This is a genomic window from Caballeronia sp. LZ032 (assembly GCF_031451315.1).
Lineage (GTDB): Bacteria > Pseudomonadota > Gammaproteobacteria > Burkholderiales > Burkholderiaceae > Caballeronia.
Genome location: NZ_JARUXP010000005.1, coordinates 91,867 through 116,662 on the forward strand (window position 1 = coordinate 91,867; position 24,796 = coordinate 116,662).

The following is a 24,796-nucleotide window of genomic DNA, read 5'->3' on the forward strand; positions in this document are numbered from 1 at the left end:
GTTCAAAGAGGCGGCTTATCAACGGGTCGAACAGCAGGACTGTCATCTGTTCCCGCCGTTTTTTCGACGTCCACTTCGGTGCCACGTACCGTATCGTTGACGGTTTCGGTTCGAGTAAATGATTCCTTGCCGACCACCACCTCTTCGACGACGCGCGCGGTCTTGGCGATCACCGGCTCTTCAGCCGTCTCGCGGATCTCGACAGAGCCTCCCTTGAGATCGGCCGCTGTCGCCGGGCGGTCCACGGCTCGGCGCTCAATGGTCGCGCGTTCTTCGCGCAGATTGACGGATTCGCTGACCGGCGTTTCCGTCACGCGCGAATAAACGCGAACGCCGCCCGTCCGCACCTCGCGCTTGCCGACCTCTAGCGTTTCCTGGACGACGGGGAAGGCTTGGCGTTCCGCCGCTACCTCATCGGCAGTGTAGGCGGGTGCGTTACGGTCATAGGCCGTATAGCCAGTATTGCGCCACTGTGCGACACGCGAGTCGATGTCAACGGCGCCTTCGGCATACAGTGCGTCCCGGACGCGTTCCACAGACGTCTCATCGGCGACGTCGACCGAAAGTAACGCACCCCCGCGTCGAACCGCTTCATGATAGTGCCCAATCTCTTCAGGCTCATCGCTGCCGCCGAACAACCTTTTGAAGAAGTGTTCAATGCCGCTGACGGGTCCGTCGTGAAGGCGGTCTTCACCCGTGTCACTGGTTACGGACCGCGTGGTCGGATCACCACTCATTGCCTTGGCGTCGCCATTGGTCGAGCTGTGGACCTCCATGTCCGTACGAGCGATGCCTTGTGATTCCAAGCGGCTTTGGGCGCGCTCCGCATCTGCAAACGAGTCGAACACACCGATAATTGTCTGTACCATTTCAGCTTCTCCAGAATTTAAGCTGGATGGTTCAAAGGACTTTATGCAACCACCGAGGAACGGTTTGATTTTTGGATCGTTGCATCAGTTGGCGCCCGGGTCTTTCTTCCATGGACCGTCAGGACCTTCGCGACGCTCGACGACAAGCTCCTCCGAATGGGTCAGCACGCGATGGATCACGTCTTCTTGTATCTCGGTCGTCTTGACGTGCACTTCTTCCTTCAATGTGAGTTGCATGCGTACCACCGGGACGTACTCGTAGATCGGGATGATGAGCGTGTCGCCTTCGCGCCGCGGCTCGTCGCGCTCCTCCACAGGCCGGTTCACTGGGATGCGCTGAACGTCGACCTGCTGAGTCCGCAGGCGCATCGAGACAGGTTGCAGGTCTTCATGGACGACTTTGCGCACCCGCACCGCGCCCGTTTCTACCGTTGCGACTCCGACCGCGATCTCTTCCTTGACCGCCGACACACGCACTGCGTCATAAGAATCAGGCGCTGGTGTCGCACCGGAAGTCTCTTCGTCACGCATGGGTTCCTCCTCATCAACACGGCGGCCGGACTAGCGCTGGCTGTCGGAAAGCCGCTCACTCAGAGACGACCGCCTCCTGGCACGGCGCGGCTCCGCACCGGCGGCGTATCGGCGCCAGTTGCCGTACCACCGCTTTCTTCAAAGGGCGGCTGATGGCGAAAGCCGGCGCCACCCGAGACGATGGCGATGATGGCGCCCACAATGAGTGCGGCAAAGGAGAACCAGCTCGCGCGCGCGACGCCCCGTGCCGCGGCATCCGCCGTTTCACGCGCCGTCTGTTCGGCCTGCGGACTTGAAGCGGCCGACGCCGCCGATGCGACGGCAGCTTGTACTTGCTGCTTGGCGGTATCCACGATCGACGGGGTCGTACCGGATTGATTTGCGGCGGTCGCGCTGACCTGGGCGGTCGTCGCTGCGACGCTACCCGCCGTGCTCATCGCACCGGTGATCAGGGAGGTCATGCCGTACACGACGAATAGCGTCATCACCGCCCAAGACAATAGACCATGAAGCCATCCGAGCACCGGTGCACAGCGGCCTGCGTAGTACGAGCCGACAAAGACCGCCAGTACGGTGGTGACGATGACCCAAACCCCCGACCCGAAGCCAAACCCGTGCAACGGATCAGGTTTCGCCATGGGCGACAGTAGCGAAGCGCCAATGGCCGTACCGAGCACGCTCATGATCAGGTAGACGATCATCGAAAGAATGACGCCGGCGATAATTGATCCCCATGACAACCGCGGCAGACCATCTCTGGTGGTTAGAAGTTTCATGGCATTCATCCAAGGAGTAAGTGAACGTAAAAAGCCAGCGCCATCAGCGGCTTTTCATCAAGCGCAAGCGTTGTGCCTATCAGCGGGAATCTAATTCAATGGCGTCCGCGGCAATCAGAGGAGCGCCCGCTACGCGCATGCAACGCATATGCATGGCGCTTGACTCTTGAATGGGAATCGTGTCGAATCGCCGCGCGGAATAACTCTGCGCTGCGTATGAAGGCATCATCGCGGCAGCGTTACGGGGCCGACATGACTTCGCTGAACTGCGAAGAGAGGAGGAATCCATCGGCCAAGACGGGAGGGCAATGGAGCGCTTGAGGTTGGAAGGTCCTGCGCCCGTTGTTATTCGACAACGCATAGGCCGCTCTGCGTCGCTGGCGTTTGTCGCGTTCCTCGCCGCCGTCTGGCTGATCTCTGGCTGATCTTCTGGCTGATGGTGAAAAAGACGCTGTGAACCTCGCTGTGGTGGACGTCTCAAGGGGACCGGCCAGTAGATGTCGTTCGAGACGTATGTCCTTACGCTGGGTCGCATCGGGCACGCGCGGGCTATGCGACCACGGCTCTGAGTACCGGAGAATGGGACCTTAGGTCTGCCGGAAACCTAAGGATGGCCCGGACCAGAACGTTATCTGACTAGTCCGCGTGCCTCATTTTCAACCTGGAGGGTTCTCCCTCCAGGAGCCGAAGAGCGCACCGGCGAGAAAGCGAAGCATCGACGTCCGCCTGCGTCGAACGGTCGAACCTCACTGGACACGGCGTCTTCCCGCGAATTTTGCGCAGAGGTGTGGTCGTGCGCGACGTCGCGGCACGCGGCGAACGGCCGCTAGCCAAGGCAAGTCACGGGCGAGCGCCGGCCGCGCTTGAATGGGACAGCGCATCGGCACGGGCAGGATCGTTCTAATTGCCGCCATTTCGGACAAAAACATTTCATCCGCACAGAGAGAGCCAAGAATGCCTTCTTCTTAGTCGCGTTTTCTTGTGATAAGCATTCGCGAGGGCGGATGGAAATCCGCCCTGCCAATTTTCGGCACGGCAGGTGCTGGGTTAAAGGCATCCGACATGACGAAGGCACCCGACATGGCTGGCTTCTCGCTGTAAAGCGGGGGCATGATGAAATCGCACTTGCTTGAACGATCCGATAAGCGGCGGGGGCCCCTTTCTACGGCCGGCACCGGCTACCTGCACGGCAGTCGACAGTCAGCAGTTACTGCAAAGAGTAGCGAACGGCGTCATCGCAATGGAACGCGCGCTTGGATTCTTCGAGTTCGTAGCAATACGGGCCGCTGGCGACCCCAAGGTGGCGTAGTACTCGAACGGACGCTTGATGGGTTACTGCGGAGGTTCTTATTTCAAGCGCACTTCAAGAAGTGCGCTTGAAGGGTAACGCGCTTCCGTGGCGGGCTGCCATGACGCTGATTAACAACGAACAGACAGAATCATGATTCTCTACCACAACGGGGCCGCAATTCTTGCTTCGGCTCTGCGAGAGGGCGTCGCATATGTGGCGCGCGCCAGCATACTCGAAGAAGACGGCGAATCTACGTCTCTCGGGACGCTTGGCATGTTCGCAAGCGAACGGGCGGCGATGGATTTCGCGGTGCGCACCGCGACCGCGTTTGTCGATGGCGAGCCTTTGCCAAAACCGCCATTCGAAACACAGTGATTCGATGACGCGGGACGGCGTCGCCGCGACGCCCTTAAAGGCCAGCGTCGTACGAGCGATCGACACGCATAACTGCGTCCACCGGAAAGAATATCGCGAGTTTCAAACGCTTAGCGCGAGTGACTCGGTTGCATCTCGCGATGGGGCTAGCGCCGAGGCGCGAACGGCGAGGTTCGAATTGAGGGGAGGTGTTTTGGATATTTCCTCGTACGAAAGTGAGTCGCGGAAGATGTCATTCGCGGAAAGAGCCCAGCTTCTCTGCTGCCTCACCTGTGGACTCTTGCTCAATCGCTATAAAACTGGGGATTGGCCAAGCTTGGCCTATCGTATCCAGGCCGTGCACCGGTGGCTCGATGCGCATGATCGGCGGGCCGACTGGAGAGAAAGGGCAAAGCTGGTGCTCTGTGCCACGGAACTCGCTGAGCGAAACGTCTCTCTGCTGCAAACAGGCGCCGGCCGATGGGAAATGGACGTCATTGTTGCGTGTGGTGCCATCGACTACAACCGGCCGGGTTTGCGCAACTTATACATTCAATGCGAAGCGGCAATCGTCCCAAAGGCGTGGCCCGCAGCGGGCTGAACCGGTCTAGACTCCATTGCCCGGAATGAAAGTGTGCCACCCCCTCGAGGCGTTTTGGAAACTGGACTGGTGTTGGGGAGGCTGATGCCGCTCCATAAGAAGGGGCTCAGATCGCGGCATGCGGTGTCGTGTTGTCGTGTTTCTTGGAGTAGATCTCGACTGGCCTACATTTGACTTTGCGTCGGTCGCACGGCGTGCCGAGATCCGTAGAGTATTTGCGCGCCGATAGTTTGGCGAGCTGTTCCGCGTGTCTTCGACGAGCTCTGGACTGATTTCATTTCGCCCGCCGGGCTGCGGGGACGCGAATTGCCGGCCATGCTTCACGAAGCAAGAAGCCTCCCGCGGGCAAGACTAGTCGCGGCGGCGGACCTGGCGAGGGATGCACACCGTGAACATCGTTATGGCCTCCGCTGATTCGACCGCTATCGTGCCGTCGCGGGCGTGCGCGATCCACCGGCATATATACAGGCCCAAGCCCATGCCGGCCGCTGTTCCGCGGGGCAAGGGCGACGGAATGACCCGCGTCAGCGGGTCAAACAGCGTCGGTAGGGCATGTCGGGGTATCCCATTGCCTTCGTTCGAAACCGCAACGGTCGCCTGTTCACCGTCCCCGCGCGCCTCGACCCGTATCGATCCAGCGCCGTGTTGCACGGCGTTTATCAACAGGTTGACGACCATCTCGGCGATACGGATACCGTCCCACTGGCCGGCAAGATCGCCCGCAAGGCCTACGTCAATGCGAGTGTCCGTAGGCAGCGCGCACTTCTTCGGCCGCGTCGCGGCAAATTCGCCCCATATCTTGAGGCGCGAGCTCGATCGGCAACGCGTTGCCGAGCCGGGTTCGGGTGAAGACGAGAAGATCGTCGATCATGCGCTTCATACGTGCGGCGCTGCCCCGCACATTCGCGACCGACCTCGCTCCACGCGAGGATAGAGAATTGTCGCGAAGGAGGACCTCCGACGAATCGATGATCGCGCCGAGAGGCGAGCGCAAGTCATGCGCTAGCACGCCAGCAAAAAGATCCCTGGTGCGTTCCGTCTGTTGCGCGTACTGCCGGACTGATCCCGCAAGTGCCTGATCAATGGCTTCGTTGAAACGGATCATCTCCTGAAACGACGCGGCACCGCGCGGCGCGCTCCCAGCGACGTAGAACACTGGCCCGCAGCGCCCGGAATTCCGCGACGACATCATTGAGTCAAAGCCATTGGCGAGCCGATCGTCGGCGTGCTGACGGGCAATCTGATCGAACCCGCATTCCCGCGCGCCTTCGTTGTGCGACTTGGCTTCCTGCTGCCCGGAACTTTGTATTTCGCGCATATCAACCGCAATAGCGCACAGGAGGTCGCGGGCCGAATTCCGCAGTTCGCTTTCGGTAAGGCCGGTCCCGTGCCCGCTAATCTGGGCGGCATAGGCAGTCCAATCGGCAATCAGTTCCTCGAGATTTTGCTCAATGAAATCAGACAGGCCCATCGATCCTCACCTCGCTCTTGGGGTGGACGGCCGCCGCATTTGATTCATCCGACACGCGAGCCACAAGGAATAGCCGTTGCTGACGGTTTTGAACCCGGTCACTCACGTTGACACTCTATGTCGCTCTTGTCCACGACCGCCCGCCGGACCTCGCGCACCCTGATAGAGCCAGAAGCGGGTCGCAGGCGGCGGCTGCTTGTCGTCGACGATTTCCAGCCCGGGGCCGAGGCGACGACCGCGTTGCTTTCGATGTCCGGTTATGACGCGCGATTCGTCGTTGACGGGGCGGCAGCGTTTCGGCTCATTATCGCGTGGGTGCCCGACTCCGTTGTGCTCGACATTAATATGCCGGGGATGGACGGGTATGCGGTCGCACGCCAGCTGAGGCGGGACGCGCGTTTGCAGCATGTCGTCATCATCGCTTTCACCTCACAAGAGGAGTCCGCCACCCGCCTCCCCGGGATCGAGGCTGGCTTTGATGCATATTGCCGCAAAGACGCTACGCCTGACCAGCTGTTGCGGCTGCTCGCGCTAATCGCGGGGGAGACAGGAACCTAAGAATAGTCCACTTTCCGATCTGACGGACCCAACCAGTCGGTCATGTTGCTTACGATGGTGGTGAACGCTCATTGTCAGCTAGAACCAGAAGCATAAACCCCATCAAGGCGCTCGCGGTCGCACGCCAACCAAAACGTATGGTCAGCCTGGTCCTTGCAACCTCGATCTGTGAGATAAAAGGGATTGCGCAAATGTATCCAGGCTCGAAATGGGCACGGGTCAGAGCGCCCGGCTCTCGACGAGAAGCCGCACCCAACTGTCCTCAAAAAGGCCTCAGTCTGCAGGACTGGCTTTATCTCAGGTTTTCAGTTGGGCCGCGAGCCGTTTATCTTCATCACATGTCAGTGGTCGCAAAAGCAGGCTGGAAAGTTGTCAAGCGATACCGGTTGCGCCCGGTACTCCCCACCCTCGGCCAGAATCGCCCAAACGATTCTGGCCATTTTGTTGGCGAGTGCGCAGGCGACGACATTGCTGTGACGGCGTCGCAGCAGCGCTTGTAGCCAGCGCCCGAGCGCATCTGTCCTCTGCTCAGCGTAACGCATCACCGCACGCGCTCCTTGCACCAGCGGGCTGTTGCCCCGCTTGCATATCCCTAGGTCATGGCGAACGCTACGCTTATCGGCATCGACTTGGGCAAGCACTGTTTCTTCGTGCAGGCGCAGGGCGCACGCGGCGCGCAGGGTGCGGGTCAACCCTCTCTACCCGATGATTTTCAGGGTAACGAAGGGGTGGCGGTCGAGTCCGGTTCGTTGCCGTGAATTAACGATGTCAGAGTGGCGCGAGATCGTTCAGAAGCTGCAGGTCGCGCGCCGAGTGAATGTGCAATACCTTCGGCGCTCGCGAAGCTGATTCGTCTGCATGATGCCCCCGCTTCCCTACATCGCATTAGCGCGGCTGCGCGTCGCTGACCGACCTCGGATGCGAGGATTGAGGCGCGGCGCACTCACCAGTGTCCAGGTCAAGCGACAAAAAGCCCGCTGGTTGCGCGGGCTCTAATTCCTAGCGGGTCATTCGCCGATCGCTCGCGAGGCACCGCCGATGTTCGACGGTGGCGCATTTAGCTTCTTCTCGTTTCGTAGAACCACGGCCCTCGGCGTGGTTTAGCCTCGATCTTCGCGCGTTTTCCTGTACACGAACCGCCGACTGCGGCGCGCGGCAGCGGGGCGCAGGCAGTGCGCCAGAACAAGGGCACCCAACGACACCATTGCGAACGAGGCGGCTGGAAAGGTCGCGAGCGTGTTCACCGCGATCGCGGCCGGGCGCCTCTGTGCGACGAGCTGCAGCCTGCGCGTGCTCATGCGCTGACCGAGCTGCGAGAGCTGGGACGCAAGCGCGCGTTCAGCGCTCGGCAGCAGCAGTGTCTCTTCGTCGGCAACATGGTGAATCACTTCGCGCATGAGGTGCATGAAACGTGCGTCGTAAGCAGCGTCGTTAGGGCGCATCGCTCGTAGTCGAGCGATGTCCTCGCGCATCTTGTCGTGGTCGGATTTGCTCGTGGCAAGGGTGTCGTCGGTCGGCAGCGCAGCCCTGAGCGCCGGATAGAAGATCTCTTCTTCGAGCTGCGCATGAATTTCCAGCGCCGTACAGATAAGTTCGACGATAGCGTGCTTTCTCCACCACGGCGTGCTGCGGCGGTAGCGATGAAAAGCCGCCATCACGTGCGTGTGATCCATTCGAATCATCGTGGTGACGGAAAGCGGGAACAATTCCAGATCCACGGCGGCTCCTTTGCGGTTGGCGCTTCATCAATGGCTGCCCCTGGTAAGCGGGCGGGCTGCCTTTTTCGTCGCGCTTGTTGCAGAAATCTGTTCAAGTGCGGCAGCAGGATGCATACCCATGACCGCACAAGCGGCCCCCCTTAGCGAACGTCGGCTCTGCTTGGCGGTACACGAGTTGCTCACCACTACTGCCTGCTCGTCGACCCGCGACGCAGCGATCGCAAGCACCGCGGTGCGCTACGGGAGCTAAGATAATGGATGAGTATCAGGCGCAGGAACGGGTTCGTCGGCGCGCCTCCGAAATCTGGGAACGACAGGGTAGTCCAGAAGGCCTCGCCGAGGAGTTGTCGGAGCAGGCAAAGGCCTCGCTCGACTTTAGAAGCGTCCCGTGAAATTTCTCGAACCCTGCGCGTCGAGTAGCAGGCATGCGCACTCAACTGCGACACCCGATTCGACCCAGCAGTACGATGAATTTGCTCAGCGTCGCATCGGGGACAACAACGGCGAGGCAAAGTCCTCGCGTCACCCACGCGCGGCAGTGCAGCTTGCCGAGGCATCAAGCGGGCACTCTTTGGCCGGCTGCCGCGCGTGCCGATCGGCCGGCGCACCGGCTTGGGGCTCGACGATGCGCCACCCGCCGCGTTCGCCGCGCCCCAGAACGCCAGATGGCTCCGGGTCCGGCGCATCCGTGCGCGTGTTCACCCAAGCGCCGAGGTTGGAACGGACGCGCCGAGGTACGCCTTTTGCATCACTCGTGTGCCCGCAATTCGGACGATGACCAACATGAAGGCCACAATAATCGCCCACGAATCCTCCCGACAGACGCATCGGTAGAGATTCATCGATTCAAATTTCTGCTCGACGACGGTACTGCTCCTCCACTCGCCGAGACGATATCGCTGCGCACAGCACGGGTCATTGTCGAAAACTTGGAGGACGGCAACGCCTTCATCAAGATGCTCCAAGCGATTGTGAAGGCACCGTCGGCCGAGTACGACGACTTGGTCGGTCGGATCTTCCCCGATCATTACAAACCTTCTCCCGACGGTGGAGACCCGACGCAGCGATGCGACGGCGCGTCTGCACTTTAGCGGGGGTCTGCTGTCGGTTCGGGGCGTCCGCTGGATCTGACTGGCAATCCGCCGAAATTTGCTTGCATAAGGACTTTCCTCATCGGCGAGAGGGCCGACGTATATGTCTTTCCGCACTGCTGCCCGGGTTTTCAGCCCGGATCGCCGTCTTGCCGCCAGAGGCGACGCTCACGCCCTGAGGCATTGAGCTACGAGAAGAGAGGCCCCTCGCAAAGCGCGAAAACGCGCGCCGCGTTGGCCCTCGCCAGTCGGTACTGACCGCTGCGGAACAGCAATTGCGGGAATGCGATTGGCAAATTGCGTTTATACGCCTCCGTAATGCCAACTACCCCGCTGGAGGGAAAAATGCGTGCACTTCGCTGGCATGGAAAACACGACATCCGTTGCGACACGGTTCCCGATCCCGAAATCGAAGAAGGGCGCGATGCCATCGTCAAGGTTTCGTCTTGTGCGATCTGCGGCTCGGATCTGCACCTGTTTGACGGCTTCATGCCGACCATGAAAAGTGGTGACATCTTGGGCCACGAGTTTATGGGCGAAGTCGTGGAAGTGGGCCGTGAGAATAAGGCGCTTAAAGTCGGCGACCGGGTGGTCGTGCCATTCACTATTTTCTGCGGCGACTGCGATCAGTGCAAACGCGGCAATTATTCTGTTTGTGAGCGCAGCAACCGTAATAAAGAGGAGGCCGACAAGATGTTTGGCCACGCGACCGCTGGTCTGTTCGGCTATTCGCATTTGACGGGTGGCTATGCAGGTGGGCAAGCTGAGTTTGTCCGCGTACCATTTGCCGATACCACGCATGTGAAGGTGCCAGCGGGTCTTACCGACGAGCAGGTGCTTTTCCTCGGGGACATCTTGCCGACCGGTTGGCAAGCCGCGGTGAACTGTGAAATCGTCCCGACGGATACGGTTGCCATCTGGGGCGCTGGCCCGGTCGGCCAGATGGCAATTCGCAGCGCCGTCCTGCTGGGAGCCAAGCAGGTCGTCGTGATCGACCGCGTGCCTGAGCGCTTGGCGATGGCCCGGCAGGGCGGCGCTATCACGATCAATTTTGACGAAGAGAGTGTGCTTGACCGGCTTGCAGAGCTGACGGACGGAAAGGGCCCGGAGAAATGCATTGACGCGGTGGGAATGGAGTCGCATGCGACGCGGTCCTTTGACGCAATGTACGACCGTGTGAAGCAGGCCGTCATGCTCGAGTCCGACCGACCGCACGTGTTGCGGGAAATGATTTATGTCTGTCGTCCAGCAGGCATCTTATCGGTCCCGGGTGTGTACGGTGGATTGATCGACAAGCTACCCTTTGGGGCATCGATGAATAAAGGTTTGACGTGGAAGATGGGACAAACACACGTCAACCGGTGGACCGATGACCTACTGCAACGCATTCAAGAAGGTCAGATCGACCCGTCTTTCGTAGTCACGCATACCGTTGCGCTCGAACAGGGCCCCGGGATGTACAAGACGTTCCGTGACAAGGAAGATGGCTGTATCAAAGTCGTGCTGAAACCGTGACGCCCCGGCCGAGTCACCCCGAGCAAAGTCGGGATAGCCGCTCGAAGGAGTGGTCGTCCTGCAAAGCGTCATTTATCTCGGCGAACTGATGCGGTTTCAAGGACGCGAACCCGGACGACCGCCCTCGTTCGGGAATTGCAATACTCAATCGAGGCAGGCCGTGTGGCGGTACAGGCGGAGTTTATGGGCGGAAGAAAGTGACGGAATAGAAGTGAGTGCCCTGCTGCTCACGCGTCGAAAACGGTGGAGTTAGTCAAGGTCCATTGTCTTAGCTTGACGAGCCGGTCAATAGACCAAAGCGCCCCTCCTTCGCCTACACGATGCCGCGGCTCAGTGGAACCGCTGCGGAACACCAGATGCGTTCATGACCAAGGCAGCTATTGAGGCACAAATCGTCGTACACCGCGGGTCCGTATGTCCATCGCGCGCAAAGTGCTTTTTCGGGAAACAGCATGTCCGATCAAACCGCAGGTGCTGGATCGCCGCACCTTGACGGCAGCGAGCGCGAGCAGGCGGCCGACCATGCCACACCGCATCCGCTTGTCATCCATGAAATCGTTCGCGAAGAGGGCGAGGCCGCGATGGAGCGCAGCGGCACTGCGCTCATGTGGTCTGCCCTTGCGGCGGGTTTATCGATGGGATTCTCTTTTCTCGTCCAGGCGATCCTGGAAGGGGCTCTGCCTGATACTCGCTGGCGACATCTGATTACGAGCCTGGGCTGCACCATCGGGTTCGTATTTGTGATTCTCGGCCGTCAGCAACTCTTCACCGAGAGCACGTTGACCGCCGTGCTTCCTGTCCTGACGCGTCGCAACGTCACGACGCTCGGTAAGACGCTTCGGTTGTGGGGGATCGTGCTGGTTCTCAACCTTGTGGGCACGACGATCTTCGCCGCGCTGTTGCAGTTCAAGCACGTGTTTGGCCCCGAGGTGACAACGGCGCTCGCGGAGGTTGCACGTGCGCCGTTCAGCGCGCCGTTCGGCGTCACCCTGGTGCGGGCTGTGTTTGCAGGCTGGTTGATTGCGCTCATGGTCTGGCTGTTGCCGACGGCCCGTTCGGCTCGTCTCGCGACCATTCTGCTCGTTACCTACACGGTTGGAGTCAGCAAGCTCACGCACGTGATCGCAAGTTCGGCCGAGGCCGCCTATGCGGTGATGATCGGTGCGGTCGGCGTGGGCGATTACTTCAGTGTCTTTTTGTTGCCGACCCTCATCGGCAATATGCTGGGCGGAATCTCGATGGTGGCAATCATCAACCATGCAGCGATTGCGCCAGAGATCGACGACACGCGGCGCGAGGAGTGAGCTGAGGCTGCGCGCGTTTAAATAACGGTCTCGCTGCCTCCGTCATCGATCCGAGTCACTTATGTATGGAGCTGCGCAGCGAACCCACGTCGTTCGCGGTCACAGGGCGTGCATCGTTGCCCCAGGACGCACGGATATAGGTGAGCACCTGCGCGATTTGCACATCGGTCAGCCGGTCAGCGAACGGCGGCATCGGCTGGCGCGGGGGGCCGTGAATGGTTTCCGGGCTGTTCCCGCCCTCCACAACCAGCCTGATTAGCGAAGTCGTATCTTCGCTGATCACTGACGGATTGCCTGCCAGCGCAGGAAACGCATTCGCCACGCCGTGTCCGTCGTCACGATGACATTGCGCACAAAAGCCCGCATACACTGCCGCGCCTTGCGCGGGCGGCACATCGGGCGCGCGTGTCTTAAGGCGCCCGGGCTGCGCGAGTGCTGGATCAAAGGTGCCGTCCGCGGCACCCGTCGCGGGCAGGCTCTTGAGGTAGACGGCGATCGCCCGTGCGTCGTCATCGCTTAGATACTGCAGGCTGTCTTCTACCGTTTGCACCATGCTGCCGTAGGCGACCAGGCCCGCGCCGTGACCCGTCTTGAGGAATGCGGCGATGTCGTTGGGCGCGATGCGCCCGAGCCCGGAGCCGGCATCTGCGCGCAAATTCGGTGCGAACCAGTTGTCATTGATGCCGCCGGCCAGGAATTTCGTCGACGCTTCGTCGTAACCCTGTTCCTGATAGCCCATCCCGCGCGGTGTGTGACACGAGCCGCAATGTCCGAGCGACTGCACCAGATACGCACCGCGATTCCATGCGGCATCGCGGCCTGGTTGCGGTGCAAACTGCTCCTTCGGCGCGAAGGTCATGCGCCATAGCCGCAACGCCCAGCGTTGGTTGAACGGAAACGGCACCTTGGTGGGCGGAGGGCGGTATTTAACGGGCGGTACGCCGTGCATCATGTAGGCGTAAAGCGCGTGCAGGTCCTCGTCATTCATCTTCACGAACGACGCATAGGGCATCGCGGGATACAAGCCTTTGCCGCCCGGCGCCACCCCCTCGCGCAGCGCCCGCGCGAAATCCGCATAGCTGTAATTGCCGATGCCAGTCTCCTTGTCCGGCGTAATGTTGCTGCTGACGATCGTGCCGAACGGCGAAGCCAAGCCCAGGCCGCCGGCATACGGCGCACCGTTAAGCGGGGCGGTGTGGCAGCCCGCGCAGTCCGCCGCCTTGGAGACATATTCGCCACGTGCGAGCGACCCCGGGGAAGAGGCATCCTCCGCCATGACGAAGCGGCAGGGTGACAAGGCGGTGAGCAGCAGAATAGCGGGGAGGGCGGCACGCATTGCATTCACTGGTGGTAGAGATAGGCGGCGATGTCGCGCGCATCGGTTTCACTGACATCGAGATTGGGCATTGCGTTGCCGGGTACCACGCGTTGCGGGAAGCGAATCCATCTTTGCAGGTTGTCGGGCGAGTTCGGCAGCGTGCCGGCCACGTAGGCGCGCTCGCCGATGTTTTCCAACGTTGGACCCACCTTGCCATAGGCGCCGGGCACACCGTCGATTCGATGGCATGCGCCGCAGCCGTAGCGCTGAATTACCGCGAGGCCGCGTTGTGGATTGCCGCCGGTGATCGCGTCGGACGTGGGCGGCTGCCCTTTGCAGGCGGCGAGCGCGAGACATACCAGAAGCGCGGTCGAGAGGCTGCGCATGTCGTTAGCCTTCATGCGACACGCTCGCGATATGAGGCTGCGCGCGCCGCATGAGCAGACGGGTGCCCACCCACAGCCCACCGATCAGGTAGGCGAGGCCCCCCGGCACCCACATCACGAGCCCGCCGAGTTGCTGGTCCTGCAGCGGGTCGAAACCGAGGGCAAGCGTCGTCTCGATGCACGACGGATACCAGACGCCCGGCGCCAGCGTCAGCAACGCACCGAGCGCGCCGGTGTGGACCATCGTCGTGAATAGCGACAGCATGGCGTGTGCGCTGCCACTCGCTTGCGCACCGGATGGACGACCGAACACCGTCCACCAGAAGAGCAGTGCACTGCCGAGAAAGCTCGCGTGCTGAAGCGCATGAAGGCCGGGGCGAGCGAGCGCCGCCTCAAAAAAACGCGGCGCGTGCCAGCACCAGAGCGCTGCCGCGTGCAACATCCAGGCGACGGCGGGCGCGGTCAGCCATTGCCAGGGCGCCTTGATCCAGCGCGAGCGCACCGCCGCGCCAATGGCTGCCCGTGCGTCGGCCGGAAACGCCCATATCCACACCGCAAGGGGCCTGCCGATCACGAGCAGGGGCGCCGCGACCAGCATCAGCAACTCGTGCTGGAGCATATGGGCCGAGAACAGCCACTCGCTCAACGCATGCAGCGGCGACATTAGTGCGAGTACCAGCGTGAGCCACCCGGCGCTGAATGAGACGAGTCGCATCGAGCGTGTCGCGCGACCGTGCGCGCCGCGCGGGCGCAAGCGCATGTATCCGACGATATACAGTGCGAGACTGATCAGCAGCGCGATCACGACCCACCACTCGAGGGTCCACGCGAGCGGCGAGGCATCGGTACGTGATCCGGCGCTCAAGAGGGTATGCGAGCGCGCAGCGTCGCTCCATAAGGCAGCGCAGACGAGGGCGGGCGCAACGGCCCTCCTCAGCAGGCGGGAAGTATCCATTGCGGTATCCAAATGGCGATGACGGCCAATACGGACAACGCGCCCACGCCTGTCGCCACGGCGGCGACGAAGGCTGGCCGCGCAGGCAAGTCGGACGCATTATTGCTCAAGACGGGATGAGCGCGCCGCGCGTCGCGCCAGCGTTGCCACGCGAGCAGCGTCGCCAGCACGCACACGACGAGGCTTGCGCCGCTCACGCCGTCGAGGAGCGTGTGATTTGACAGGCGGCAGGCCGGCGCGAGCAGCGCGTAATTGACGCTCACACAGGTCAGCACGATCGAGGGAGCGCCCAGCAGCGCGAGCCACGTTTTCATGTTCAGAGACGGGCCGCCCAGTAAATGACCGCATAGATCGGCAGCCAGCTCAGCACGACGAAGTACCAATACACCGCGTTCTCGCTGACATCGACGAAGCGCTTGCCTTCGAACGCTCCCGTGACGAGCAGCACGGCGAGCACGGCGGTGTCGACCGTATCGGTGATCAGGTGAGTCGTATGCAAGCCGAGCAGCAGCCAGACGACCGAGCCATACGCGTTGGTGTACCAACTGACGTTCAGGGAGGCGAACTCGAAGCCGCGTATCACGAGAAACGCGGCAGAGGCGAGCAGGCATACCCACAGCCACACACAGGCCCGGCGTCGGTCGCCGCGCTCGGCCGCCTGCTTGGCGAGCTGATTGGGCCATAGACTCACCACCAGCACGGCGGTGTTGAGGGTGCCCCAGAGGAGGCGCGGCGCGGCGGCCGCCATGGGCCAACTCGGCGCGCGGCTGCGCAGGTAAAAGTACATCATCACGGCAATGGCGAACACCGTCCCTTCGATCAGCATGAGCCCCATCGTGCTCCACCACATGAGGCTCCGATGGCTGAAGCCGAAGGTCGGCAGCGCGCTGACGTCCAGCACGATGCGGGTGCGCTCGAGATCGTGGGGGCGCGCCTGCGCCATGCGCGGATTCGTATTCGTGGATGGCGTATTCATGGGTGACGCTCCCGCGCAACGGCCATCCGATTATCGGTGCGCCTGGGCCAGAACCACGCAATCATTGCTATCGCCACCGGCACCGATCCCCACACGATCGCCCACGGCGTGTAGATCGAGCCGATGAACAGGATGGTCGTGGCCACGGCGCTCACGAACGGCCAGATCGACGGCTTCGGGAACAGCGGTCGAAGATCCGGCTTCGCATCAAGCACCGTGGTGACGAGCACTTCGCGCGCATCGGCGGCGATGCCGCTGACGAAGGCCGGTTGCGCGGACGGTTCCCACAGCGGGTCGCGGCCATGGACCACAGGAATCGCATCGAAGTTGTGCGGCGGCGGCGGCGACGGCACACTCCATTCGAGCGTGCCCGCGCCCCAGGGATCGGCCGCCGCGTGATCGTTGCTACGCAGCGTACTGGCGACATTGACCAAGAACAGCAGCACGCTCGCCGCGATCATATAGGCGCCGATAGTCGCCGTCAGATTCATGCCGTCCCAGCCCATGCCGTGCGGATACGTCCACACCCGCCGGGGCATGCCTTCGAGACCAAGCAAGTGCATCGGAAAGAACGTCACGTTGAAGCCGATGAAGAACAGCCAGAACTGCCACTTGCCGAGTCGCTCGTCGAGCATGCAACCCGCAAACTTCGGAAACCAGTAGAAGAACGCGCCGAACAGCGGAAACACGGCGCCGCCGAGCAGCACGTAATGCAGATGGGCGACTACGAAGTAAGTGTCGTGGACCTGCAGGTCGATTGGCACCGAGGCAACCATGATGCCCGTCATTCCACCGATCACCAGGATGAAGAAGAACGCGAGCACATACAGAAGCGGTGTGCGCAGATTGAGTCGCCCCGTCCAAAGCGTGGCGATCCAGCAAAAAATCTGGATGGCCGACGGGATCGCGATCATCAGGCTCGCGGCCGTGAAGAAGCTCTTGCCGAGCTCCGGCACGTTGGTCGCGAACATGTGATGCACCCATAACCCAAAGGCGAGAAACGCCGTCGCGATCAGCGAGAGCACCATTGCCGGATAGCCGAACACGGGCCGACGCGCAAAGGTCGGGATGATTGATGAGATGAAGCCCAGCGGCGGAATGAAGACGAGATAGACTTCAGGGTGGCCGAAGAACCAGAACAGGTGTTGCCACAACAGCACGTCACCGCCTTTGGCCGGGTTGTAAAAATGGGTGCCAACGAGTCGGTCAAGAATGAGCGCGGTGCTGCACAGCATGACGGAGGGCATGGCGAAAACCACCATGAACTGCGTGACGAGCGTGGCCCAGACGAACAGCGGCATGCGATTGAGCGACATGCCGGGTGCGCGCATTTTGAAGATCGTCGTGATGAGCACCACGGCTTCGATAAGGCCGGCAAGCTCGGTGAAGGTGATCATCTGCGCCCAGATATCAACGCCCTTATTGGGCGAGTAATTGGGGCCCGCGAGCGGTACATAGCTGAACCAGCCCGCGTTCGGTGCTGTATTGACGACCAGCGACGCGAACAGCAACAAGCCGCCGAAAAGAAACACCCAATACGCATACGCATTCATGCGCGGGAATGCAACGCTGCGCGCGCCGATCATCAGCGGCACGAGGAAGGCGGCAACCGCCTGCATGACCGGGACGGCGAATAGGAACATCATCGTCGTGCCGTGCATCGTGAAGAGCTCGTTGTAAAGATTTGGCCCGATGAGACGTTGGTCCGGCCGAGCGAGCTGCGTGCGCATCGCAAGAGCAAGCAGTCCCGCCAGCAGGAAGAACACAAAGGTCGTCGCAATAAAGCGCCGTGCGACGGTTTTGTGATTGATCGCGCTCAGCGCACCGATGAAACCGGGTGGATCGCTCCACGTCCTTGCAAGCGCGTCGCGCACCTCGGGCGAAGCGTGAGGACCATCAACGAGTCGGGCGGCCTGTCGCTGATCGTTCATTTGAGAGTCTCCAGCCAGACGAGCAGTGCCTGCAGATCGGCGGGCGGCAGGCGGGTGCCCGGCATGATGGTGCCGGGTTTGAGCGTACGCGGATCGACGATCCAGCCCGCGAGATTGCCGCGATTGTTGGGGAGCGTGCCGGCCGCGATGAACTCGCGGCTCGCCAGATGCGTGAGATCGGGACCGATGGTGCCTGTCGCATCGGTGCCGCGCACGGTATGGCAGCGCGCGCAATCGTGGCTAATAAAGACGTCGCGCCCGTGCAGCGCGAGGGCGTCGACGGGCGCGGCGGCCGGCTGGCGCTGCTGCGCAGCCCACGCCGCATATCGCGCAGGTGGGTCGGCGGTGATGGAAAACGCCATGAGCGCATGCTCGTAGCCGCAGAATTCCGCGCACTGCCCGCGGTAGACGCCCGCCTTGTCCGCACGGAACTCGATGGTTGCATCACGCCCGGGAATCATGTCTTTCTTGCCATGCAGATTCGGCACCCAGAAGGTGTGAATCACATCGGCCGCTTTCAGTGAGATGATCACCGGTCGGCCCACCGGTACGTGTAGTTCATTGGCCAGCGTGAATTCAGGCGCGTTTTCATCGCTCAGATATTTCGCTTGCCACCACCACTGATAGCCGGTCATCTCGATGCGCAACGCGTCGTCGACGGGCAGGCGCGACAGCGCGCGGTCGGTCATGACGTCCGCGAGCAAGAGCCCAAGCAGAAGCAGCGTCGAGACGCCCGTTGCGGCGACGACCCACAAGCGCGTGCGCGGTTGCGGGCGGTCAATGCTCGAGAGGTCCACAGGCGTCGCGCGATTGGCGCGTGGTGCACGTACGATCGCGATCAGGCACGCCAGCAAAATCGCGGCAAAGACTGCGCAACAGACCGCGAGCGTGAGGTGCCACAATTCTAGGATGCGGCCGGCCTGAACGCCGGCTGGGAACAACGCGGTTTGCATGATGTACGTGTGCGCTCGGGTTTACCTGAAGCCCCGCGCGTCATGACGAAAGTTCGACACGGGGCTCGCAACTCGGGCATAGCAAACCGCGTTCCGCCAATATTGCCGGTCTGTTCGCAGCCTTTTCCACGAGTCGCGGGGCGCCGGCGTTCGCGTACCGCCCCGTGCGCAGGCGTGGCGCCAGTTCGCAGTGGCGTTACACGGCGGCATGCTTCGTAGCTGGGGATGGGTGCTTAGCAACGGACCAGACAAGGCGACTGCCCGGCGGTTCAACTGCCGTTTTCGATCACGATGACCTGTCAGACCAGGGCCTGCCATAAAAGCGCGGTGTTTAAACCGACAGTGAGGCCCGCGCGTCCCCACGCAGCTACCAATGGCGTACGAGCCACTCGCCAGCGGCCCATGAGGCCGACGTCCGAAGCAAAGCGCACCAGCGGAATGATTGCAAGTGGCAATTGCAAACTCAGCACAACCTGCGTTGAAACGAGCAGCGCGTTCGAGCCGTGTTGCCCATTAAACCCTACGGCGAGCAGCGCAGGACCGATCGCAAGCGACCTCGTCAAGAGGGCACGTGCCCATTGTGCGATTCGCAGATTCAGGAAGCCTTCCATCACCACTTGTCCGGCGAGCGTGCCCGTGACCGTCGCATTCAGGCCGCAGGCGAGCAGGGCGGAGGCGAACGCAACGCCGGCCCAGTGACTTCCCACGAGCGGCGCAATCAGCCGATGCGCATCGGCGAGATCGTCGACCTCACGATGGCCGCTTGCGTGGAAGACTGCTGCCGCGACGACAAGTAGTGAGGCGTTGACCACGAACGCTAGACCGAGTGAAGCAAAGGTATCAATGTTCACCCCCTTGAGCGCGCGGCCGATGGCGGCATCATCGTGATTGGGCGCGTGATTCTTAACGAGCGCCGAATGCAGATACAGGTTGTGCGGCATCACGGTCGCCCCCAGAATGCCCGCGGCAAGCCACAGCATGCCGGCGTCTCGCAGCAACGCGGGGGGCGGGGTAAAGCCGCGCAGCGCGTCAGCCCCATCGGGATGCGCAAGCGCCAGTTCCACGACGAAGCAAAGACCGACAAAGAGGATCAGCGCCGTAATCGCGCATTGCAAGGGCCGCTTGCCACGGCTTTGCAGCGCGAGCATGACAAACGTACCCACTGCCGAGCACAGAACGCCGGCGGTGAGTGAGATGCCGAGCAACATCTGCAGGGCGACCGCGCTGCCTACGACCTCCGCCACGTCGCATGCAATGATCGCAATCTCGCACGCCACCCAGAGCCCGAGCGTCGTCCCCCGACTGAACCGTTCACGGCAAAGTTGCGCTAGATCGCGTCCGGTGACCAAGCCCACGCGTGATGCCACCCATTGCGACAGCATGCCCATGAGACTGGCGATCAGAATGACGAAAAGCAACCGATAACCATAGCGGGCGCCGCCCGCCAGCGCCGTGGCCCAATTTCCCGGGTCCATATAGCCGACTGCGATAAGCGAACCCGCGCCGAGGAACGACCACCAGCGTCTGCGCGGCGCGCGGGGCGAGGTATCGAGCTCGCGAGGGTGCAACGGAACGTCAGACGCGCGGCCAGAAAGCTGGGCAAGCGCGGACGGGTCGATATTCATGTGATCAATTACCTTTTTCAGTCACTGTAACGTCAGTCGAATCGCCCTCAATCGGGCCGGGCATTGAACCGTCGATGGGACCTTTAGAACCCGCTAGTTAGAGCAACTCGCGTTCCGTGCCGGCAGCGACAGAGACCCTCGCCCAGTCACGCCTGCAAATCCGAACAGGAGTCGGTTGAATCGAATCTCCGCTGGCTCCAATGGCGCGCGTGTCCTGGGTTGATGAACAACCGACGAGCAGGTCGTGCCTGCCTCCCGCAGGAGGCCCTAATGTTGTCGCGAGGCGGAGAAACCGTCGGCGACGGCGCACTCGCTGACGCGCTGCGCGCTACGCTTATGGGGCATCAGGACGAAGTACTCGAACCGATCAGAACCGCGCGTTTCTCGGCGTCTCAACCAAGCGAAAAGCCGGTGTCTGACGGGGCATCCGTTGCGTAAAAGCGGGACACGGTGCACAGCGACGCGGGCGAGCGCTTCCTAGGAGTTTCCTAAGAGGCGCATCGCGTCTGCACCGCAGTCCCCAACCGCCAAAGCCGTTTCGCTTCGACTGCTTGACTTGTTCCCCTGGAAGGGCCGATGCGTGGAGTCATGAAGGACCCGGCAGCCATCCCTGCATGCGGGCGCCTGCTAGCGGAGCTTCCGAGCGACGCCCGACGCCGACTGCGAAAGGAGGCGCGCAGGGTAGAACCGTCGTCGCTGACCGTGACTGTCGAAAGCTCGGTAAGTTAATCCACCAACTTGATCCGCTTGTTTGTTCCGATTCTTGAAAACTGTCAGTCGGGATTACAAATTGCTTATCGCTAACACTAATCGGCCTAAGACAAGAGGCGAACATGGACATTCCGATGCAAGTGGTGTCGTTCCTCAGTTCCAGAGGATTAAAGCTCGCTACGGCCGAGTCGTGCACGGCTGGTTTCATCGCATCGTTGATCTCGTCAGTTCCAGGCAGCGGCGCTTGCCTGGACGTGGGCTTCATCACGTATTCGCCTTCCGGAAAAGCCGGCTTTCTAGACGTTCAAGAAGAAACAATGAACCGATATGGCCTGACAAGCGAGGAGGTCGCACGCGAGATGTCCGAAGGCGCGCTGAGACTCGAAGCGTGTTGCGCAGACATATCGGTTTCCAACACTGGCGTTGCGGACGGCAACGCTGGGAGCGTTCCCATGCCCGGAACGCAGTGTTTTGGATGGTCGTTCAAATTGCGAAGTGGCGAGATCGTCAGCGTCACTGAGACCAAAGTGTTTGAGGGCGATCGCAATGAAGTGAGGCACGCAGCTGCGCTTTACGCAATTTCGCGTATTGAGCACCACTTTTATCATCTCGTACACGTGTCCGAGCAGCACGCAGACCGAACCGAACAGAACCAGTGATGACTCGCGAACGTGGCAACGCGACGCATGCCGCTTCCGGGCTCAAGTAAGCGCAGCGGCGGTGCGCTTGCAGGGTCGCCGAGTGCAGAGGACCGGTTGGACACGAAAGTGCCCAACGCAGACCGAGAGTCGCTCATCGCCTCGGCCGCGACGAAGATAGCTACGTGAACAAACGCGATGCGCCGGGGCCGCTTTGCTCGGGACAATCGGTTCGCTGCAACGTGACGGAAATGACGCCCGACAGCATCGATGCGCTTGACGCGAACCTGTGAAACGCAGCGGCTTGACCATAGCAGACGAATTCGAGACGCCGCGGGCCGGTGTCTTGCCTGCAGACAAGGCCCTCGGCAGCCATAAGTGCGAGAACATCGGATGGTTCGATCGGCGGGACGCCGCAACCACGGATTGTTAGGGTCGCGCGCACGCCGCCTCCGGTCTGTAGGTAATGCAATTTGTTGCCGAACACGCGAATCCGCGCGCCGTACATCGTTTAATCGTACGCACGGTTCAATATCAGGATTCGTGGACGCTTCTTCAACAAGCTCTTCATGGCTTCTCGCCCGATGTCAGGCCCGTCGTCGCTTTGGAGCAAGCGGGCGAACGCTGGAGCGTCCTACTGGCAAGTTCGACATCTGCGGGATAGCTCGTTTCGTCGGCGACAGGGTTGAACCCGGCGCATCGATAGGCCTGGCTGTCCTGCTCCACCGCTCGCCGTCCGGGATCAACGGACGGCGCACACCCGACAAGGCTCGCGACAATGGATAAGACCATCGGCGCGCGGAGCGCGTCCACGAAGCTAGGACCCGGTTGCCAGCGCGGGACTTTATAGAAATGGCAAACGCGTGGAATCACGAGTCCCTCCGCACAATGGAGATAAGATGCTCGACGCGTCCGCCATTGCGTGTCGGTGTCTGGATGCATCCGTGGTAGTCCATGGTCCAGCCCACTCGCAGTTGGATCGATGGGCGATTGCCTTCCCTTCGGCTGTCAATGCCGCCCAGCCCCATTGCAGGCGCCGGTACGTGGTTGACGAGCGTTGCGTTGGTGCCGACCACGTTATCGTGCTGTATTGGCAGATCTCGCTTCGCCTCGAGCCCTTTGCCATCCGTGTCCACGGTGTCATCGGACGCCTCCATATTGGCATTGTCTACTGAGACGATACGAGACTTGGCCCGTTGGAGTGGATCCGGCGATGCTGAAGTCGAAGCATTCAGATCGATCGGCGGCAGCGTATCTCCGTCTCTTGCTCCGGTCTTATATGAGGTCGGTGGTGGATTCGCTCGAACGTGATCTCGTGCCATAACGTCGGGATCGGCGCGGGCGGTCTCCGTTGCCGGTGTCGCCGAAGGCGTCTTGGCCTGGATCTCCCTCTGTTGCGCCTGAGTGGGATTGGACTCGGCGTTGTTCATGAATTTGCCTGTCTGGTTGCGTCGGTGTGGAGGGAAACGAACCTGTCCGGCATTCGCACAAGCTTGCACAGCATCGGCCGTGCCGGCGGATCAGCCGAGCGGGACGCGGCCGGCATCGGACCCAGGGGCAGCTCCGGCACACCGGTTGCTCACATACGCTGCCGACATAAAAATTGAAGGAGCGTGCCGTGAAGCGAAATCTGACTATCCGTGCAACGTTGAGCGTTGCGTTACTTGGCGCATTTTCATCCGGGTTTGCTCAAACTCAGGCTGCGAGCACGACGCAAGCCAACGAACTCCCTCCGGTCGACAAGGCGTTCGTGCAGGCCGCATCGGAATCCAGTTCGACCGAAATTGATACCGCGAAACTCGCCACGAAGCAGTCGCAAGATAAGGACGTCAAAGACTTCGCCCATCACATGATGGTCGATCACACCAAGCTGACTGTCGAGCTCAAGATGGCGGCCCCGCACGGTGTTGCGGTCCCCAAAGACAATTCGGACCCCGCAGTGCTCGATGCGCTGAAACCATTGAAGGGGAAGGCGTTTGATACGGCCTATATCAAGTCCGTTGGTGTCGAAGGGCATCAGAAGGCGATTGCGGCCTTCCAGAAGGAAGCTCAAGAGGGACAGAATGCCGATCTGAAAAAAGCGGCCGCTAAGGCACTGCCGACGATTCAGCATCATCTGGAAATGGCGCAAGCGCTGGCGGCTAAGAAGGGTGTGCAATAGCCACCAGCCTGATTGCGCATACTCGACGATGCGGTGACGGCTCGCCTGGTGAGAGATCGGGCAAGCAGACTCGCAAAGCCGACGCTTGCACCGTCGAAGCATGCTTTGGGAGGGGCACCAGCCATGTCACCGGATGAAGCAAGCGCCATCGCTTTTGATATTGGATGGGATTTCGCCCGGTTCGGGCGACCGATGGATGCGGCATCCCACGACTTGGATCTTCTCACCGGATATGCCGCCGGGCGTGAACATTTCCTTGTCGCTCAACACCGCCCCGACCGGTTCGTCTCGAAATGGCTGCAGCTCCGTGTGAACGCCTTCAAACGACGGCGGATCCTGAGCGCTGACGTCGACCCGGCGTATCTCAAGAGAATCGACTGCGAGACCTGCCCGATAAGCTTGATGACGCTTACGCACAGCGCGTTATGTGACAGCGACTGGTCCGTGGATCGCATCAATAACGATGGCGCTTACGCGCCAGGCAATCTGGTGGTCATGTCGGTTCGAGCGAATCGCGCGAAGGGTGCGAAAGACTACGGCGATGTGGTTCTTCTGGCTTCTCAGACAGCCCGCGGACAGACAGAGCAGGCTGAGCGCAAGAACCTCTCAAAGCGCGAGTGGGAACGCCTGAGGTGCGTCATGGTCGGTGCGGCGGACGTTTCTGACGCGGCGCCGACACTGACCCCGTTGCTTACCCGGATCCCCGAGGATTCCCGAGCGCCGCTTTACTATGTGCTCCAGCAGATGCTCTTGCAGGCCGTTACTCGGGCATCGGCGCGTAACCAGTTAGTCAAGGCGCTCAATCGTCTCCAGCCATCCAACGAAAGGTGTCTGGGGCTACGTTTCGCCGCCGAGCGGCTATCGGTTTTACTGAAGACGTCTGATTATCCCTACGACGCGCTTGACGACGAACTGTTCCAACGCCAATTGCGATGCTGGTTTGTAAATATCCCGCGGACGCACGTGCCAGAACTGCTCGGCTTATGCGCGAGCCATGGGGCCTACCGCTGTGAGCCGACGCTGCCGGCTGCTTGGTCAGTCGAAACCCACGGACGATTCTGAG

The 24,796-nt window shown here is 61.2% G+C and carries 23 protein-coding genes and 1 pseudogene; 8 read left to right on the forward strand and 16 right to left on the reverse strand.

Going from position 1 to position 24,796, the window contains the following annotated elements:
- Positions 1–2 precede the first annotated feature (2 nt).
- From QCE69_RS34965 to QCE69_RS34975, 3 genes are all read right to left on the reverse strand, one after another.
- Positions 3–869 (reverse strand): YsnF/AvaK domain-containing protein, encoded by an 867-nt coding sequence (locus QCE69_RS34965; protein WP_309935517.1) that lies wholly within the window; start codon positions 867–869, stop codon positions 3–5.
- Between the two features lie 84 nt (positions 870–953).
- Positions 954–1,400 (reverse strand): YsnF/AvaK domain-containing protein, encoded by a 447-nt coding sequence (locus tag QCE69_RS34970; protein WP_309935518.1) that lies wholly within the window; start codon positions 1,398–1,400, stop codon positions 954–956.
- 59 nt (positions 1,401–1,459) lie between these two features.
- On the reverse strand, positions 1,460–2,176 hold the full coding sequence (locus QCE69_RS34975) for a hypothetical protein (protein WP_309935519.1): 717 nt from the start codon (positions 2,174–2,176) through the stop codon (positions 1,460–1,462).
- Positions 2,177–3,617: 1,441 nt separating this feature from the next.
- Here QCE69_RS34975 and QCE69_RS34980 point away from each other — a divergent pair.
- Complete coding sequence (locus QCE69_RS34980) at positions 3,618–3,842, forward strand: hypothetical protein (protein ID WP_061160249.1); 225 nt, start codon at positions 3,618–3,620, stop codon at positions 3,840–3,842.
- Positions 3,843–4,773: 931 nt separating this feature from the next.
- On the opposite strand, the gene QCE69_RS34985 is transcribed toward QCE69_RS34980, so the two are convergent.
- On the reverse strand, positions 4,774–5,100 hold the full coding sequence (locus QCE69_RS34985; RefSeq protein WP_309935520.1) for an ATP-binding protein: 327 nt from the start codon (positions 5,098–5,100) through the stop codon (positions 4,774–4,776).
- 55 nt (positions 5,101–5,155) lie between these two features.
- Positions 5,156–5,893, reverse strand: coding sequence for a histidine kinase dimerization/phospho-acceptor domain-containing protein (locus QCE69_RS34990; protein WP_309935521.1), 738 nt, complete (start codon positions 5,891–5,893; stop codon positions 5,156–5,158).
- A 117-nt stretch (positions 5,894–6,010) separates the two neighbouring features.
- Between QCE69_RS34990 and QCE69_RS34995 the strand changes: the two genes are divergently transcribed.
- On the forward strand, positions 6,011–6,451 hold the full coding sequence (locus QCE69_RS34995) for a response regulator (RefSeq protein ID WP_309935522.1): 441 nt from the start codon (positions 6,011–6,013) through the stop codon (positions 6,449–6,451).
- Between the two features lie 341 nt (positions 6,452–6,792).
- On the opposite strand, the pseudogene QCE69_RS35000 reads toward QCE69_RS34995, so the two are convergent.
- Both QCE69_RS35000 and QCE69_RS35005 read right to left on the reverse strand, forming a co-directional pair.
- A pseudogene (locus QCE69_RS35000) lies at positions 6,793–7,047 on the reverse strand (hypothetical protein); the annotation flags it as partial.
- Positions 7,048–7,551: 504 nt separating this feature from the next.
- The gene (locus tag QCE69_RS35005; RefSeq protein WP_309935768.1) at positions 7,552–8,133 is read right to left on the reverse strand and encodes a hemerythrin domain-containing protein; all 582 of its coding nucleotides are present in this window, start codon (positions 8,131–8,133) and stop codon (positions 7,552–7,554) included.
- Between the two features lie 290 nt (positions 8,134–8,423).
- On the opposite strand from QCE69_RS35005, the gene QCE69_RS35010 reads away from it, so the two are divergent.
- The 3 genes from QCE69_RS35010 to QCE69_RS35020 all read left to right on the forward strand — a co-directional run bounded on the left by QCE69_RS35010 (position 8,424) and on the right by QCE69_RS35020 (position 12,079).
- Positions 8,424–8,561 carry a DUF2934 domain-containing protein gene (locus QCE69_RS35010; protein WP_309935523.1) on the forward strand — a complete coding sequence of 46 codons (138 nt, stop codon included), beginning with the start codon at positions 8,424–8,426 and terminating at the stop codon, positions 8,559–8,561.
- Positions 8,562–9,605: 1,044 nt separating this feature from the next.
- Positions 9,606–10,775, forward strand: coding sequence for a zinc-dependent alcohol dehydrogenase (locus tag QCE69_RS35015; RefSeq protein ID WP_309935524.1), 1,170 nt, complete (start codon positions 9,606–9,608; stop codon positions 10,773–10,775).
- Positions 10,776–11,227: 452 nt separating this feature from the next.
- Entirely contained in the window at positions 11,228–12,079 is an 852-nt protein-coding gene (locus QCE69_RS35020) for a formate/nitrite transporter family protein (protein WP_309935525.1), read from the forward strand.
- A 55-nt stretch (positions 12,080–12,134) separates the two neighbouring features.
- On the opposite strand, the gene QCE69_RS35025 is transcribed toward QCE69_RS35020, so the two are convergent.
- The 8 genes from QCE69_RS35025 to QCE69_RS35060 form a co-directional block, all read right to left on the reverse strand.
- Positions 12,135–13,355 carry a cytochrome c gene (locus QCE69_RS35025; protein ID WP_309935769.1) on the reverse strand — a complete coding sequence of 407 codons (1,221 nt, stop codon included), beginning with the start codon at positions 13,353–13,355 and terminating at the stop codon, positions 12,135–12,137.
- Between the two features lie 65 nt (positions 13,356–13,420).
- On the reverse strand, positions 13,421–13,783 hold the full coding sequence (locus tag QCE69_RS35030) for a c-type cytochrome (protein WP_309935526.1): 363 nt from the start codon (positions 13,781–13,783) through the stop codon (positions 13,421–13,423).
- Between the two features lie 4 nt (positions 13,784–13,787).
- Positions 13,788–14,738 (reverse strand): cytochrome c oxidase assembly protein, encoded by a 951-nt coding sequence (locus QCE69_RS35035; protein WP_409021266.1) that lies wholly within the window; start codon positions 14,736–14,738, stop codon positions 13,788–13,790.
- Positions 14,717–15,052, reverse strand: a complete 336-nt coding sequence (locus QCE69_RS35040; RefSeq protein WP_309935528.1) for a hypothetical protein — start codon at positions 15,050–15,052, stop codon at positions 14,717–14,719. Before QCE69_RS35040 ends, QCE69_RS35035 begins: the two co-directional genes overlap by 22 nt.
- A gap of 2 nt (positions 15,053–15,054) precedes the next feature.
- Positions 15,055–15,681, reverse strand: a complete 627-nt coding sequence (locus QCE69_RS35045; protein ID WP_309935770.1) for a cytochrome c oxidase subunit 3 — start codon at positions 15,679–15,681, stop codon at positions 15,055–15,057.
- A gap of 29 nt (positions 15,682–15,710) precedes the next feature.
- Complete coding sequence (gene ctaD, locus QCE69_RS35050) at positions 15,711–17,645, reverse strand: cytochrome c oxidase subunit I (RefSeq protein ID WP_309935529.1); 1,935 nt, start codon at positions 17,643–17,645, stop codon at positions 15,711–15,713.
- Positions 17,642–18,598, reverse strand: a complete 957-nt coding sequence (locus tag QCE69_RS35055; RefSeq protein WP_309935530.1) for a c-type cytochrome — start codon at positions 18,596–18,598, stop codon at positions 17,642–17,644. Before QCE69_RS35055 ends, ctaD begins: the two co-directional genes overlap by 4 nt.
- Positions 18,599–18,897: 299 nt before the next feature.
- The gene (locus QCE69_RS35060) at positions 18,898–20,223 is read right to left on the reverse strand and encodes an Nramp family divalent metal transporter (RefSeq protein ID WP_309935531.1); all 1,326 of its coding nucleotides are present in this window, start codon (positions 20,221–20,223) and stop codon (positions 18,898–18,900) included.
- An 833-nt stretch (positions 20,224–21,056) separates the two neighbouring features.
- Here QCE69_RS35060 and QCE69_RS35065 point away from each other — a divergent pair.
- Positions 21,057–21,593 (forward strand): CinA family protein, encoded by a 537-nt coding sequence (locus tag QCE69_RS35065; protein WP_309935532.1) that lies wholly within the window; start codon positions 21,057–21,059, stop codon positions 21,591–21,593.
- Between the two features lie 848 nt (positions 21,594–22,441).
- On the opposite strand, the gene QCE69_RS35070 is transcribed toward QCE69_RS35065, so the two are convergent.
- Positions 22,442–23,002 (reverse strand): DUF3005 domain-containing protein, encoded by a 561-nt coding sequence (locus tag QCE69_RS35070; RefSeq protein ID WP_309935533.1) that lies wholly within the window; start codon positions 23,000–23,002, stop codon positions 22,442–22,444.
- A 200-nt stretch (positions 23,003–23,202) separates the two neighbouring features.
- On the opposite strand from QCE69_RS35070, the gene QCE69_RS35075 reads away from it, so the two are divergent.
- On the forward strand, positions 23,203–23,733 hold the full coding sequence (locus tag QCE69_RS35075) for a DUF4142 domain-containing protein (RefSeq protein WP_409021274.1): 531 nt from the start codon (positions 23,203–23,205) through the stop codon (positions 23,731–23,733).
- 123 nt (positions 23,734–23,856) lie between these two features.
- Positions 23,857–24,795: a hypothetical protein gene (locus tag QCE69_RS35080; RefSeq protein ID WP_309935534.1), complete on the forward strand. Its 939-nt coding sequence runs from the start codon at positions 23,857–23,859 to the stop codon at positions 24,793–24,795.
- The last annotated feature ends 1 nt before the right edge of the window (position 24,796 follow it).

Excerpts from the sequence above, each read along its gene's own strand:
- QCE69_RS35020 (WP_309935525.1), top strand. The coding sequence starts at position 11,228 with ATGTCCGATCAAACCGCAGGTGCTGGATCGCCGCACCTTGACGGCAGC.
- QCE69_RS35030 (WP_309935526.1), bottom strand. The coding sequence starts at position 13,783 with ATGCGCAGCCTCTCGACCGCGCTTCTGGTATGTCTCGCGCTCGCCGCC.
- QCE69_RS34990 (WP_309935521.1), bottom strand. The coding sequence starts at position 5,893 with ATGGGCCTGTCTGATTTCATTGAGCAAAATCTCGAGGAACTGATTGCC.
- QCE69_RS35055 (WP_309935530.1), bottom strand. The coding sequence starts at position 18,598 with ATGCAAACCGCGTTGTTCCCAGCCGGCGTTCAGGCCGGCCGCATCCTA.
- QCE69_RS35005 (WP_309935768.1), bottom strand. The coding sequence starts at position 8,133 with ATGATTCGAATGGATCACACGCACGTGATGGCGGCTTTTCATCGCTAC.
- QCE69_RS34965 (WP_309935517.1), bottom strand. The coding sequence starts at position 869 with ATGGTACAGACAATTATCGGTGTGTTCGACTCGTTTGCAGATGCGGAG.
- QCE69_RS34985 (WP_309935520.1), bottom strand. The coding sequence starts at position 5,100 with ATGGTCGTCAACCTGTTGATAAACGCCGTGCAACACGGCGCTGGATCG.
- QCE69_RS34980 (WP_061160249.1), top strand. The coding sequence starts at position 3,618 with ATGATTCTCTACCACAACGGGGCCGCAATTCTTGCTTCGGCTCTGCGA.
- QCE69_RS34975 (WP_309935519.1), bottom strand. The coding sequence starts at position 2,176 with ATGAAACTTCTAACCACCAGAGATGGTCTGCCGCGGTTGTCATGGGGA.
- QCE69_RS35080 (WP_309935534.1), top strand. The coding sequence starts at position 23,857 with ATGTCACCGGATGAAGCAAGCGCCATCGCTTTTGATATTGGATGGGAT.
- QCE69_RS35025 (WP_309935769.1), bottom strand. The coding sequence starts at position 13,355 with ATGGCGGAGGATGCCTCTTCCCCGGGGTCGCTCGCACGTGGCGAATAT.
- QCE69_RS35010 (WP_309935523.1), top strand. The coding sequence starts at position 8,424 with ATGGATGAGTATCAGGCGCAGGAACGGGTTCGTCGGCGCGCCTCCGAA.
- QCE69_RS35035 (WP_409021266.1), bottom strand. The coding sequence starts at position 14,738 with ATGGATACTTCCCGCCTGCTGAGGAGGGCCGTTGCGCCCGCCCTCGTC.
- QCE69_RS35015 (WP_309935524.1), top strand. The coding sequence starts at position 9,606 with ATGCGTGCACTTCGCTGGCATGGAAAACACGACATCCGTTGCGACACG.
- ctaD (WP_309935529.1), bottom strand. The coding sequence starts at position 17,645 with ATGAACGATCAGCGACAGGCCGCCCGACTCGTTGATGGTCCTCACGCT.
- QCE69_RS35070 (WP_309935533.1), bottom strand. The coding sequence starts at position 23,002 with ATGAACAACGCCGAGTCCAATCCCACTCAGGCGCAACAGAGGGAGATC.
- QCE69_RS35060 (WP_309935531.1), bottom strand. The coding sequence starts at position 20,223 with ATGAATATCGACCCGTCCGCGCTTGCCCAGCTTTCTGGCCGCGCGTCT.
- QCE69_RS34970 (WP_309935518.1), bottom strand. The coding sequence starts at position 1,400 with ATGCGTGACGAAGAGACTTCCGGTGCGACACCAGCGCCTGATTCTTAT.
- QCE69_RS35065 (WP_309935532.1), top strand. The coding sequence starts at position 21,057 with ATGGACATTCCGATGCAAGTGGTGTCGTTCCTCAGTTCCAGAGGATTA.
- QCE69_RS35040 (WP_309935528.1), bottom strand. The coding sequence starts at position 15,052 with ATGAAAACGTGGCTCGCGCTGCTGGGCGCTCCCTCGATCGTGCTGACC.
- QCE69_RS35045 (WP_309935770.1), bottom strand. The coding sequence starts at position 15,681 with ATGGCGCAGGCGCGCCCCCACGATCTCGAGCGCACCCGCATCGTGCTG.
- QCE69_RS34995 (WP_309935522.1), top strand. The coding sequence starts at position 6,011 with ATGTCGCTCTTGTCCACGACCGCCCGCCGGACCTCGCGCACCCTGATA.